The sequence below is a fragment of the Paenibacillus arenosi genome, from assembly GCF_014841135.1.
In the GTDB taxonomy this organism is placed as follows: Bacteria; Bacillota; Bacilli; order Paenibacillales; family Paenibacillaceae; genus Paenibacillus_B; species Paenibacillus_B arenosi.
Genome location: NZ_JACYTN010000002.1, coordinates 44,720 through 57,670 on the forward strand (window position 1 = coordinate 44,720; position 12,951 = coordinate 57,670).

Below are 12,951 nucleotides of genomic sequence, written 5' to 3' on the forward strand. Positions count from 1 at the left end.
ATCAATGATCTAAATTAACCTTCTATTCTAAAACTTCCTACACCTTAATTAATTCCCAATGCTGGGCTGGCGTACCATTATCCGGCCATTGTTGAATGTTGGCGCCGTTCTGCTGCTGATTACTCGCAAGATCAAGTAAAAGTCCGCTATGCTTCGCTATAAATTTTAATGAACCATCCGGGTTTTTAACGATGTTCCACCGTTGATGTGCACCGGCTGTGTCTTCCCATTGCTGCACGTTCGCCCCACCAGCTGTTGTAGCTCCCGCTACTTCAAGCAGTTTCCCACTATGAACCGCAGCAAATGTGTATGAGCCATCTGCTTGCTTCTCCAGCTTCCACTTCTGATGTGCGCCGCCATTGTTTTCATATTGCTGCACATTCGCACCATTTTCCTTAGAAGCCCCATATAAATCGAGTACCTTTTGGCTTCCTCTATTTCGAATGATATATACGCCGCTGAAGTCATCTTCCACTACACCTGGGCAGCACAGTTTTTTCGCTTTTTGCAACGTATCTTGTTGATGTTTCTCATCTATAGTGATTTTGTTTAATGTCTTATTCAACTGATCATTAGCGTGAAGCAATTGTACTGCACTCCATTGGCCATCATTAAATGCCCGAATCGCATCTTGAATCCGAATCTTCTCTCCTGCAATTACGCCTGCAGCAGCAAGTTCAGCTTCGCCAACAGCCGTTACCATTTTCTTCTGCGCTTCGCTGCAATTGGCTTCATGTACCGCTGTCACTTCATTTGTCGTTTCTTCCTTACGGAACACTTGACCATCTGGCGTGAGCCTGTACTTATAGTCTACCTTCGCTTTATTTGTGACTTTCTTAGGTACTGGATCATCTATCTTCACTTGGAACGTCGCTTTGGCCGTCGTGCCAGGCGCAACGGTGCCAATATTGACGCCATTTTCAATGTTCCCTACAATTGGACTTCCATTGACCTGCAGGCTGCCTGGAACGAACTTCGTTCCATTCGGAATTTGATCCTCTACGACAACGTCAGTCAGCGGCGTATCTCCGGTATTGGCAACCTCGATCGTATACGTAATCACATTACCCGCTTTCACGTATACAGGCAGGTCTTGTCGCTTCGTCACAGATACTTCGACTTTTCGAATAACGGTCGTTGCCTCATTGCTGTCTGCCTTACCGGACGAGACAGGCAAGCCAGGAGCGCTCTGGAAATCATATACGACTGACGCCTTGTTAACAGCATTATTGTCTGGCGGTACTTTTATAACGAGAACTTCAAAGGTGACTTCCGTTGGCCCTTCAACGGAGATAGAGCCAATGTCCACCCCTTTAGTCGGATCTCCATCTGGGATGGGCACACCATCAACCTTTAAGCTACCATCTACGAACTTCAATTCAGGTGGGAGTGTGTCGGTAAGTGTTGTTATTTTTGCTTCTGTCATGCCATTGTTCTCAACTAATAACGTGTAAGTAAGTTTTTCTCCTACAACTGCTGCTTCTTTATCGACCTCTTTGCTTACTTTGATTTCTGGGCTGTTAACATCAATTTGGACAGCTAATCCCGCTACGATATAACCGTCAGACTTAGAAGAAAGCTGTACGACAGCTTCCGTTTGCGCATTTTGCATCGCTGCAGATGCATCCACGTTCGTAATATCCCAGTTATATCGTATCGTTGCTCCGGCACCTCCTGGTGCCACATTAGCATTCCCAAACGTACCACTTGTGTCCAAGTTGCCAGCATCATCGTTAATTTGCGAAGCAAAGAAGTTATCTACCGGATTGTTCGGTCCTGAAATAGGCTGTAAGGAACCCGTGTCTTTACCAAAGAGCAGCTGATCTCCCGGTATTTTAGAGTCACCTTCCATCGCGGTAACGAGTAATCTTGCTTTGACATCGCCAAGCTCTGGCGTGGAAAAGCCGGAAATCGTTTGATTAACTGATCCTGCTCGCTCAATCGACGCTGTTCCTACATACACACTCATATTGCGGAGCGGGAGTGTTGTGTCTTTATACACAACAGATAGTGTCCAACCAGCTGTGTTATTGCTCTTAAAGCGTTGGACAGTAGCAGGTACGCCACTGACCGTATAGCTCCCAGCCCCATCTGATTGAATCAAGCTCGTCACATTTGCTGATCGAACATAGAAAACTTGGCTCGCCTGCGTCACCTGCTGCGCGGTCGTTGGATCAGGCGAAATCGTATGGGTTCCGATCGGTGTATAAAGGGTAATGGCCCGATCGATTTCACTCGTTACGTCTTCTCTGCTCGTTTTCGTTGAACCGCCCCAAATCAGCTCCGCATACAACACTTCACTGCCTATAGGAAAACGAAGCTGTGCGGTGGAAGCATTCTCCTTCCAATCCAAGGTCGTACCCGCTGGATATCCTGTTACCTGCTTCGTTGTATCCGTCGTAATGAACGCGCCAATATCAGTATAGCTCGTATTGGTACTGCTTAAGCCAAGCGTGTTGCCCGTAAAGGTAACCGCACCGTTCGTCGTCGTTGAAAATCGCGGATTTAACGCCATCTATCTCTCACCCTTTCTCCATACCTCGTTCCATCTCTATTAACAACCGCAGCAAAGGTCTTTAACCTTATCGAGTTTGTTTTTCAATTCTTTTTCAAGATTCGCAATATGCTGTACAGCTGTCTTGGCACTTTGATTAATCATCAGCAATTCGGGGACGGTAATGTGGCCAGCCCGAAAGGAGTTAACTGCGGCTTGTATCTTCTCTCCTTCGATATAAAGAACGGTCGCAAGTTCTTTCTCTTCTTGTGCAATCGAATGGATAATCAGGTCACGGGACCATTCACAGGCAGAGCGCCCAGCAGGCACATTTACCTGCACTTCATTGCTTACCGCATCTACGTAGCCACCGGAATATTGAGAACCCATAGTAGCTTTATTTTTAATTACACCGCTTGGATGCGGCTTAACAACTTCCACTTGAAACGAAATCGTAATCGGCCCTTCGATAGACAGTTGGTCAAGCGTAATAAACTGGGTCGGATCTGCGCCTGGCTGAGATTCGCCATCGATTGTCACGCTATTGGGAACGAATTTCACTTCGTCAGATAAAACGTCTTTGAACTTACAGTTTGTCACCTCGACCGTACTATCATTGGCAAGTGTAAAGGTATAGGTTAAAATATCGCCAACTACCGCGTCCGTCTTATCTACTTCTTTTAAAATACTTACATTCGGCGTATCCGACATTTGCTTTCACCCTTTCTTTCTGGAAGCGAAAACGTAAATAGACATGGGGCAAATGGCATTCGTTCCAGCATGCTCAACTTATCGATTTCTTACTAGTTCCTATGCTGCATCCACTTACGTGTTACTTGCAGCCCTTGCACAAATCCTGATTGGCCGTTCGTTTGCTGGCTAGTACTTGCGACAGTGCTGTTAAAGCTGTGACTGTTCTATTTTTGCTATCATCAATCAACTGCTGTTCCTCGCTCGCAATTTTCCCATCTTCCACAGCCTGATGCGCAGCTCGACCTTTCTCTGCTTCTACATCTAATAGCGCTTGAACAGCTTTCTCCTGCTCTGCAATTGAAAATTCCACTGTCGCCTGACTTTTCTCGCAGTTCGTAAGCGGTCGAACGAGCAACTTCGTTCTCGTCTCATTGCTTATTGCTTCCCCTTTTGTAACAGGAGCTCCTGGCACACTTTCGTACTCAAAGTTTACTTTCGCTTTATTTTTCACAATCTCATCAGGAGGAATATTAACAATTTTGGCTTGGAAGGTTACTGCCACCAACTGTTCAGGCACTATCGTTCCTAGCGGGACTCCACTACTAATATGTGCATTCGGTTGCGACACTCCATCTACAAAAACGCTGCCCAGCACAAACTTTAACTCTTTCGGCAGCACATCTTTCAATATCGCTTTTTGCGCATCCACTGCCCCTGTGTTCGTCACGAGCACGGTAAAAGTCAGTACATCCTTGACCTTCGCTTCTTCTTTGTTCACGGATTTATTCACTTCAATATGTGGACGATCGAGGGTACTGACAAGCGCCTTCGTATTTGTAAGATTACTCGCTGTCGTTTCCTTTTTCGACATAGATTCTCACCCTTCCGATCCTTGAATCAGATTTCTCACCTTTCACCGCTCAACGCTAAGTTTTAGGAACAGAAATTACAAACCACTTTCGCAGCCGCAAGCTTCTCCTTAAGCTCGGACTCCAACGCAATGATGCTGTCGAGCATATCTGCCACACTGTCATTAACAGCAACAAGATCCTGAACCGAGATATCTACATTCCCAAATGCACGCGCTGCTGCTTCAATCTTTTCCGCTTCTGCCCGCAGGATTCGAGCGATGCTGTGCTCAGCTTCGGCAATCGTATTAATAATTTGATTTTTTCCGTCCTCACAAGTAGGCGGCTCGATCACCTCGACACCAGGCTTGTTGCTAATACTCGTCGCTGTCGAGATTGGCAGATCTGGTCTGCTCTGAAAATCAAATGTCATCGAAGCTTGATTGTGTACAACTTTATCTTCTGGTTCCTTCGTAATCTTCGCCTGATACGTAATGATGATCGTCTCACCGACCGCCAACGTACCGATATTTACCCCATTCTCAATATCTTGACTGTCAAATGCTTCTCCACGGACTCGCAAACTGTCTGGTACATATTCAAGCTCAGGATCGAGATAATCCTTAAAAATAACATTCGTCGCATCGACATATCCGTCATTTTTCACTTCTAATGTGTAAGTGACGATTTCACCTACAACGGCTTGCTTTTTATCCGAGGATTTAGTCATTTTAACGATTGGACTATTAGCATCAATTTGTACGCCATATCCGCTTACTAAGTAAGTATCCTGTCTCGTCGCAATACGCGCTATCGCTTCGGTCTGTCCATGATACAGCGTGTGCGTAACATCTACATTTGTAATGTCCCAACCAGACCGCACGCCGAATCCGTCTGAGCCGACAGGTTTATTAAGCCCTCCAGCCGTTCCACTTGTATCTAAATAGCCCAGATCGTCGTTAATTTGCGAAGCAAAGAAGTTTTCCGCTGGATTGTTAGGTCCTGAAATGACCGACAAAGAGGAGCGGTTGGGACCGAACTCGAAATGGTCGCCCGGCAGATTCGCATTCCCTTCCATCGCCGTGAGCATGACCCGCCCTTTAATTTCGCCGCCTTCTGGCGTTTTAAAGTTGTAGATCAACTCATCTACAGGTGGGTTGAACATCGTAATAAGCTGAGAACCTACATAAATGTTCATATTGCGAATTTTGAGTGCAGGATGCTTATATACGACAGCTAGTGTCCATCCAGCCGTATTCGTCGAACCTAAAAACGTACAGTTTCTAATCGATCCAGGAACACCACCTACAATATAACTTCCAGCTCCAGCAGTTCTCACATAATCCGTCACATTCGCAGAGCGGACATAAAACACTTGGCCATTTGCCGACTCCTCACGAGCTGTGTAACCATCAGGAGCGATCGTGACAGTTGCACTTGGAGTCCGAAACCAAATCGACGTATTAATAGACCCGCCAATATCGCTAGAGTCATCTCTTGTCGATCCGCCCCAGATTAGCTCAGCATATAAGATTTCACTCCCTGCAGGAAAACGAAGTTCAGCTGCAGAAGAGTTCTCTTGCCAGCTAAATGTACTACCTGCTGGATAGCCGGATACTTGCTTCGAGGTATCTGTAGATAGAAATGCACCAATATCAGTACTTCCATCTGCATAGCCTAACGTATTGCCAGTGAACGTAATGGCACCATTGGTCGTTTGGGTAAAACGATGAATAAATGGCATCTTGCTCCTCCCTTTTCCTTAAAATCTCGCACGTCACGTATTCTTCCAAGCCAAGAAACATTGTGCATTTCTTCACGAAACAGACCGATCTAAATAAGCTTTAGCAGCATACTTTCTTCGCAACTTCTAGCTTTTCTTTCAACACCTTCTCTAGCAGCGCCGCTTTTTGTACAACTTTTTCAACACTCAAATTAATAGACGCAAGCTCTTCGGCAGTAATTCGTCCATCTCCAAATGCTTCGATCGCTTTTTGTATTTTCACACGCTCTGCTTGTAAAACTTTCGCTAGGGCCAGCTCTTGCAGTGCCACGGATTCAAAAATTTGATTTTGCGCTTTATGGCAGTTCGTCTCCAGCCAAGCTGTTATCGTGTTACTAGCCGCAGTGTCTTGACGCACGTCACTTCCCGGCTTCAATTGATATCGATAGTCCGCTTCTGCCTTGTTGTCGACTTGTTCTGGCAATGGACTTTGTACCGCTACTTGGAAAGTAATCCAGGCGGATTGATCAGGAAGCAAAGTACCAAGTGGAATCCCTGTAGCCAGATCGCCCGAAACTGGTACACCGTTGACCGTAAGACTGCCAGGTACAATCGCCGTTCCTGCTGGAACTGCATCTTTAATCGAAACGGCATCCACCGCTGTATCTCCATTATTCGTAATATCAAGCGTATACGTAATGACATCTCCTACTTTGTCATAAACAGATCGATCTTCGCTTTTTACGACATCCAATTGGACATGCTTAATGATCGTTTCTGCGGCATTGGAACTGCTGGAACCCGATGAAAGAGGAAGTCCTGCTGCGCTTTGATACTCATAATCAAGCGTACCAACATTACTCACCTTTCCACTTGGTGGAACAGCAATCACTTTTACTTTGAATATAATTTCAACGGGCCCTTCGATACTGACAGAACCGATATCGATACCTACAGTCGGATCTTCCCCTGGTCTTGCTTGTCCGTCTACCGTCACACTATTCGGTACAAATTGCAGCTCATCTGGCAGAATATCTTTGAAAATCGCATTTTGCGCTTCTGCCAGACCTCCATTTTCGACAAGAATCGTGTACGTTAACTCATCTCCGACAAGTGCTGCATCTTCATCCACCTGCTTATCAATCTTAATATCTGGGCTATTTACATCGATTTGAATGCCTAAAGCGGAGAGGACGAAACCATCCATATCGGTTTTGAAGCGTGCCGTCGCTGACGTTTGTGAGGTATTCATCGCATCTGAAATATCTACGTTCGTAATATCCCAGCCATACCGTTGAGAAGATTGCTTTTGACCTGGAGTAACGTTGTTCGTTCCCTGCGTTCCGGTTGTATCTAAGTTCCCGCTATCATCATTGATTTGTGAAGCAAAAAAGTTATCTACTAGGTTATTCGGACCTGATATCGGTTGTACATTACTCGGAGAAGGGCCAAACAAAAACTGATCCTTTGTAATGAAGCTGTCTCCTTCAATCGCAGACAATAAGGCTCGTGCTTGAAACGGTTTAGAATCAGGCGTGCCAAAACCATCTATTGTCTGGTCTACTACATTTCCTCGTTCCACATTAGCCGTACCTACGTATACATTCATATTACGCGGAGGTAATGCATCATTTTTATATACAACAGCAAGGGTCCAGCCTGCTGCATTACTTTTGCTTGGGCGGAGTATAGTTGCCGGTACTCCATTAACGGTATAAAGCCCTGCACCGCTTGATTTGACGATTGAGGTTACATCAGCCGAGCGAATGTAAAACGTATGTTTTTCATGCACAACCGTTTGGGCTGTGGCGGAGTCAGGCGAAATCGTTTGAGCTGAACCATTGGGGTTAACGAAAGTAATGGGTGTATCCAAATCTGCCGTAACATCTGAAGTATTAAATTTGGCAGTTCCTCCCCAAATCAACTCGGCATAAAGCACTTCACTAGCTGATGGAACTCTTAAACGAGCTTGAGAAGCATTTAATTTCCAATCCCTTGTACTACCCGGTGGGTATCCTGCCTCTTGCAAAGCGGGATCCAGCGTAATGAACGCTCCAATGTCGTTGTAACTAGGATTAATCGCCCCAAATCCTAAGGTGTTTCCCGTAAACGTTATCGCTCCATTGATAGTCGTCGTATAACGGCGCAGTATTGGCATTCTCTTCGTCCTTTCTTTCCCAAGTAAATGATTATTTACTTAAAATTGTGTCCATCTTAACTCGTTTCTGTGAGATGGACTGTAAAGCATATTAGCTCGATCTGAAAAAGATAACCTGATAATTTTGGCAAAATAAGGGTTACCGTGCACAATATTTTTGAAAACGAATACAAAAAAGAACGTAGGATATTCCCTACGCCGACGTAATATTCATGTTATTTTCAGCATCCACTTATGTGAAATTAGTATTTGAAAATGTAATAAAAATAGCTATACTTTGGCCGGCACCTCATTCCATTACGATCTGAAACTGAGCTTTACATAGAGAATAAATTGAATACACTCATATATAAATATACTCATATTTAGTATAATAGATGGATGAATTTACTAGGAGGAATAAGTATGATCAAGAAAATAGCAACCCTTTCTGCTGCTATGATGCTATTTGCAGGTACAGGCAGTGCATTCGCGTATAATGCTCAATTGAAACCATACTCCGATGTGAAGAAGGATTGGGCATCAGAGAGTATTTATAAATTGTCTGTCACAGGCGTTGTCTCAGGAATGGGCAATGGTACCTTTCAAGGGAATGGCGTTCTAACAAGAGAGGCATTTATAAAAATGCTCATGGCAGCTAACCCGCAACAAATCGAGTCTAAAACGAATACATCGATGAAACTGACAGACATGCAAAATGCTACTCACTGGTCCTATGATTATGTGAAGAAGGCTTATGATCAGGGTCTTATTCAGTTCATGATTAAAGATAATCAATTCAAGCCCAAGCGAGAAATTACGAGAGAGGAAGTAGCTGTACTTACAGGCAACCTGCTGCTGCAAAAAAAGACAGACGCAGAGCGTAAAGCATGGGAAGATTCTGGCTGGAAGAACGAACAGAGCATCCGCAAGCTTGCGGATGCTAGCAAGATTAACCCGAGCTATTTGCCTGAGCTATATTATAGCTCCTCTCTAGGCATTATGGTTGGCGATAAAACAGGCGCCTTCCGACCACATGCATCGCTAACGAGAAAAGAAGCTGCTTCCATTATTGAACGCGTTATTAATGAGCGTATTAAAGAACAACCTCTATCAGGCATCGGCTATTATGCGATTGAATCATTCAAGCAAGCGAATCAAATGAGCCATTTGAAAGACATTAAATTTGGCTGGTCTGAGCTTTCCTATACAGCTGACGGTATGGCTACATTGGATATGAAGTCTGGTGAGTATGCGGTACCAAATGGCTGGGAAGCTGCGATACAGATTGCTGACCAAAATAAGGTGCACAAAGAGCTTAGTATTTTCGCTCATAACGGCAAGGGGCAATTAAGCAAGTTCCTTATGGATGCGCCTGCACAGCAAGCCTTTATTCAATCTGTCCAATCGGAATTCGCTAACAATCCATATGGATTCACGGGTATTTCTGTTGATTTCGAAGGGATTAAGAAAGAATCCGAACAGGCTGCTTTTGTATCCTTTTTGCGAGAATTGAAGCAGAGCTTGAACGGACTTACGCTTTCCGTAGCGGTTCCACCAACAAACTGGTATAAAGGGTACGATCTCAAGTCCATTGGTGCGATTGCCGATCAAGTCATCCTTATGGCTTACGATTATACACATATGGAGAGTAAGCTTCCATCTGCTCCACTCCCATTAGTAAATGAAACGATTCAATCGGCATTAAAAGTGATACCTAAGAAAAAGCTTGTATTGGGCATTTCGAAGCAAGCGAATCAATGGATTACACGTACAGATGGAACGGTTGTTTCGGAACAACCATCGATCAAGCTAGTTGAGGAGCGGGCGGCTAAACCTGGGAGTAAAGTGGAATTCGTAACGCCGTACTTTTTGAGCAAAATTACGTTCAAAGATGACCGCGGCAGCCACGAAATTTGGTATGAAGATGCGCAAAGCATTGAACATAAAATATGGCTGGCGAAGTTTTACGACTTGCAAGGTGTTTCCTTATGGCATATGGGTAACTATACAGCAGCTGATTATGAAATCATTAAACAGCATACGACTCAACCATAATGAGCAGATTCGTGAAGACCCATGCCATTATAACTCATGATGAAAGTAAGCCTAAGCCACTCTTCAGAGTGGCTTTTTTACGGAGATTAACTTCCATTTCATCAAGTAACATGTTAGCATACAACCGATCTTGTTAAGTTGGCACCAAGCCTTCTTCCTCTTGCTGTTCCTTGCTCGATGGATGAATCGCAAACAATGCAATGCCGCAGCAAAGAAGCCCTGCACCTGTGAATATATAGAACACCATTTTATCGTTATCCAAAAAAAATGAAGTGATCAACGGACCCGCTGCAACACCTATAAAACGCATGCTGCTGTATAAAGAAGTAATCGTCCCCCGCTGCTTTTTATCAATGCCTTCTGTAATCAAGGCATCTAGGCTAGGAAGGATGAGCCCTATCCCTAACCCTCCAATAGACAGCAATATAAGGTTCGTCAGCAGCTTAGTTGTGTCCATAAATAAAAACATACTCATACTTCCAGTTAACATGACTGTCCCTGTAAAGTTGAACCACTTCATTTTACATTTGTTAGTCCCGATCAGCTTTCCAGTCACAAACGAGGCAATACAGATGGCACATAGCGGAACAGCGAGTAAGGCACCCTTTTTAATACCGTCAATCCCATACTTCTCCTCGAGCATCGTGGACATATGATACAGAAATCCAAACATGATATACATCGCAATCCCACCGATCGCGAAAATTGCATACAACCAGCGCCCATCTTTGTATAAAATATCACCAACATCATGCAAGAACGCTTTAAACGTGATCTTTTGCTGATTATTTTTGTTTGGCACCTTAACAAAGATAGCGATTGCTGCTATTGATATCGCACAGAAGACAGGTATAATCGCGAGCGGTAAAAACCAAACCACTAATGTAAGCGCCGAGCCCAGAATGGGGCTTACTACTTTACCAAATGTGTTCGATGTCTCGATCATCCCCAGTGAACTGCTTACTTGCTCGTCACTCCTAAACATATCACCAACTAAGGGAAGTACAATGGGAAAGGCCCCTGCTGCCCCGATTCCTTGAATAAAACGACCAATGAGAATGCCTATGTACGCTGCGTGTTGATCCAACTGCCATGCAGACCAACCAGATATTACACCACCTACTGCTGCTATCGACAAGCCAATAATAATGATAAGCTTCCTACCATATCGATCCGACAAATAACCAGCAATCGGTATACATACAATGGAAACAGCCGCATACACCGTTATAATTAAGCTTGTCATGACCGTAGTTATGCCTAATTTCTTCTGCATCAAAGGTAACACGGGAATGAGCATGGAATTGGCCAACGTCATAATAAGTGGAATCGAGGCAAGTGCGACTAAATCCAATTTCTTCTGTTCATCCATTGATGCATCCTCTTTCTTACTACCAAGGATAAGTACTTCATAACTACGTTAAGTTAACCCTGAGTGTAAAATTCTATACCGATATGGGAGTCTGAATATTCATATTATAGCGATTTAACCATACGTACAAAGGTATAGTGCATAAGTTTGAACTGACTCTGTTCTACATACCCAAGTTGATTATACAACCTTCTCGCTTTCTCATTATTTGCGTCCACTGTTAATGAGCATTTACGATAGCCATTCTCTCTCGCTAACTTTTCTGCTAAGTCCATCAATTTTGAACCGATTCCTTTACCACGGAATTTAGAATCTACACTTAGTGTCGTGATATAGTATTCATCATCCAAGGCTTCTTTTGTTTTTAATAAGCTGCCTGCATGTTTGGCCACATTTTTCAGCATCTTACCTGTAATAAAGGAAAAGCCCTTTACTGCTGCACGCAGATTAAGCCCATCAAGCTTGCTCCCCGCAGCTGTTGTAAGAATTCCAGCTACTTCACCATCTATATCTACGACATGCGTATGTTCACTACTGAATCTTGTATTTGACTTCAAATACAAAGTTTGCACGAGTTGTGGGCCCTTAACTTTATTTAATTGCAACAAATCCCCCAGCCAATCCATCGCATCAAACATTAATTTTGCAGCTTTATTTGCATCTTGTGGAAGCGATTTTCTTATTGTTTCCATGTTGATTACCTCCCAAATACGAGCATCTATGACTCGTTATGATTTAGCTAGCAGGATCGTCTTCACTTTTTTAAACGTATGAATAAATTGTTCGATTTCTTCCTCAGCTACCTCAGATAGTAATAATTTGAAATAGGTAAAGGTTAACTCATTTGCTTCTTTCGTTGCAGCCAATCCTTTGTCCGTTATGACAACATGCTTAATGCGATGGTCATCTTTTATTTGTTCAAATCGAACAAAGTCTTTTTGAATTAACTTTTTCAACCGATTGGAAGTAGCACTTTTATGTCCACCTTGAAGTTCAGTAATTTCAGTGGATGTTAAAGGGCCCTTTGTACTTAGCAAGTCGAGAAGCCTCACCTGTTCTACAGATAGTTCTTTAAAAATATCCAATTTCAGCTCATTCATAATGTGGGTTGTTCCATAAATCATGACTTCTTCAAAGAGCTGGATGGCTTCACATAATTTTTTATCCACAAAAGTTTACCCCCTAAACAATTATTAGTTTACCCTATCAACTAATTGATGTCAACTCTCAGAAAAGGCTCTATGTAGGGATAATCATGAGGTCCCCGCGTACACGTCCACTCGTTCATTGTAAATGGACGAGCATTACATTATATGCTTACTTGCACAGATTCTCATTTTCACTTATACTTTAGGACATAATGAAACGAAATGTTGAAAATATATTTAATAACTCATGAACGGACATATATAGTACTTTTATAACATTTGTAATCTAGTAGAAGTAAACCACGAAATGGACGAAAGGAGAGTATCCACATGAAGAAACGATCATTGCAATCATTGTCTAAAGGCACAGGATACTCTACTGCTGTTTTCTTTGAATATGCTAATCACGGGATACGTCTGTCCAAATTCGATATTCGGCGACTTCTATCTAAGGTGATTATGACTTAGGATACAGTGG

At 43.4% G+C, this 12,951-nt stretch carries 10 protein-coding genes; 2 read left to right on the top strand and 8 right to left on the bottom strand.

Translation table 11 applies throughout. The features are described 5' to 3' along the window. Nucleotides 1-37: 37 nt before the first annotated feature. The 5 genes from IFO66_RS03265 to IFO66_RS03285 all read right to left on the bottom strand — a co-directional run bounded on the left by IFO66_RS03265 (nucleotide 38) and on the right by IFO66_RS03285 (nucleotide 7,916). On the bottom strand, nucleotides 38-2,515 hold the full coding sequence (locus IFO66_RS03265; protein ID WP_192023772.1) for an RICIN domain-containing protein: 2,478 nt from the start codon (nucleotides 2,513-2,515) through the stop codon (nucleotides 38-40). A 39-nt stretch (nucleotides 2,516-2,554) separates the two neighbouring features. Then, the gene (locus tag IFO66_RS03270) at nucleotides 2,555-3,205 is read right to left on the bottom strand and encodes a DUF11 domain-containing protein (protein WP_192023773.1); all 651 of its coding nucleotides are present in this window, start codon (nucleotides 3,203-3,205) and stop codon (nucleotides 2,555-2,557) included. A 121-nt stretch (nucleotides 3,206-3,326) separates the two neighbouring features. Further along, nucleotides 3,327-4,058 (bottom strand): DUF11 domain-containing protein, encoded by a 732-nt coding sequence (locus IFO66_RS03275; RefSeq protein ID WP_192023774.1) that lies wholly within the window; start codon nucleotides 4,056-4,058, stop codon nucleotides 3,327-3,329. Between the two features lie 62 nt (nucleotides 4,059-4,120). Beyond that, complete coding sequence (locus IFO66_RS03280) at nucleotides 4,121-5,779, bottom strand: DUF11 domain-containing protein (protein ID WP_192023775.1); 1,659 nt, start codon at nucleotides 5,777-5,779, stop codon at nucleotides 4,121-4,123. A gap of 100 nt (nucleotides 5,780-5,879) precedes the next feature. Continuing rightward, nucleotides 5,880-7,916 carry an alpha-helical endospore appendage domain-containing protein gene (locus tag IFO66_RS03285; protein WP_192023776.1) on the bottom strand — a complete coding sequence of 679 codons (2,037 nt, stop codon included), beginning with the start codon at nucleotides 7,914-7,916 and terminating at the stop codon, nucleotides 5,880-5,882. Nucleotides 7,917-8,321: 405 nt separating this feature from the next. Between IFO66_RS03285 and IFO66_RS03290 the strand changes: the two genes are divergently transcribed. Further along, complete coding sequence (locus tag IFO66_RS03290; protein WP_192023777.1) at nucleotides 8,322-9,953, top strand: glycosyl hydrolase family 18 protein; 1,632 nt, start codon at nucleotides 8,322-8,324, stop codon at nucleotides 9,951-9,953. 133 nt (nucleotides 9,954-10,086) lie between these two features. On the opposite strand, the gene IFO66_RS03295 is transcribed toward IFO66_RS03290, so the two are convergent. The 3 genes from IFO66_RS03295 to IFO66_RS03305 all read right to left on the bottom strand — a co-directional run bounded on the left by IFO66_RS03295 (nucleotide 10,087) and on the right by IFO66_RS03305 (nucleotide 12,494). Continuing rightward, complete coding sequence (locus tag IFO66_RS03295) at nucleotides 10,087-11,325, bottom strand: MFS transporter (RefSeq protein WP_192023778.1); 1,239 nt, start codon at nucleotides 11,323-11,325, stop codon at nucleotides 10,087-10,089. A 104-nt stretch (nucleotides 11,326-11,429) separates the two neighbouring features. Next, nucleotides 11,430-12,017, bottom strand: a complete 588-nt coding sequence (locus IFO66_RS03300) for a GNAT family N-acetyltransferase (protein WP_192023779.1) — start codon at nucleotides 12,015-12,017, stop codon at nucleotides 11,430-11,432. 36 nt (nucleotides 12,018-12,053) lie between these two features. After that, on the bottom strand, nucleotides 12,054-12,494 hold the full coding sequence (locus tag IFO66_RS03305) for a MarR family transcriptional regulator (RefSeq protein WP_192023780.1): 441 nt from the start codon (nucleotides 12,492-12,494) through the stop codon (nucleotides 12,054-12,056). 309 nt (nucleotides 12,495-12,803) lie between these two features. On the opposite strand from IFO66_RS03305, the gene IFO66_RS03310 reads away from it, so the two are divergent. Beyond that, nucleotides 12,804-12,941, top strand: a complete 138-nt coding sequence (locus tag IFO66_RS03310; RefSeq protein WP_192023781.1) for a hypothetical protein — start codon at nucleotides 12,804-12,806, stop codon at nucleotides 12,939-12,941. Nucleotides 12,942-12,951: the final 10 nt, after the last annotated feature.

Coding starts and splice junctions, on each gene's coding strand:
- IFO66_RS03265 (WP_192023772.1), bottom strand. CDS start 2,515: ATGGCGTTAAATCCGCGATTTTCAACGACGACGAACGGTGCGGTTACC.
- IFO66_RS03270 (WP_192023773.1), bottom strand. CDS start 3,205: ATGTCGGATACGCCGAATGTAAGTATTTTAAAAGAAGTAGATAAGACG.
- IFO66_RS03275 (WP_192023774.1), bottom strand. CDS start 4,058: ATGTCGAAAAAGGAAACGACAGCGAGTAATCTTACAAATACGAAGGCG.
- IFO66_RS03280 (WP_192023775.1), bottom strand. CDS start 5,779: ATGCCATTTATTCATCGTTTTACCCAAACGACCAATGGTGCCATTACG.
- IFO66_RS03285 (WP_192023776.1), bottom strand. CDS start 7,916: ATGCCAATACTGCGCCGTTATACGACGACTATCAATGGAGCGATAACG.
- IFO66_RS03290 (WP_192023777.1), top strand. CDS start 8,322: ATGATCAAGAAAATAGCAACCCTTTCTGCTGCTATGATGCTATTTGCA.
- IFO66_RS03295 (WP_192023778.1), bottom strand. CDS start 11,325: ATGGATGAACAGAAGAAATTGGATTTAGTCGCACTTGCCTCGATTCCA.
- IFO66_RS03300 (WP_192023779.1), bottom strand. CDS start 12,017: ATGGAAACAATAAGAAAATCGCTTCCACAAGATGCAAATAAAGCTGCA.
- IFO66_RS03310 (WP_192023781.1), top strand. CDS start 12,804: ATGAAGAAACGATCATTGCAATCATTGTCTAAAGGCACAGGATACTCT.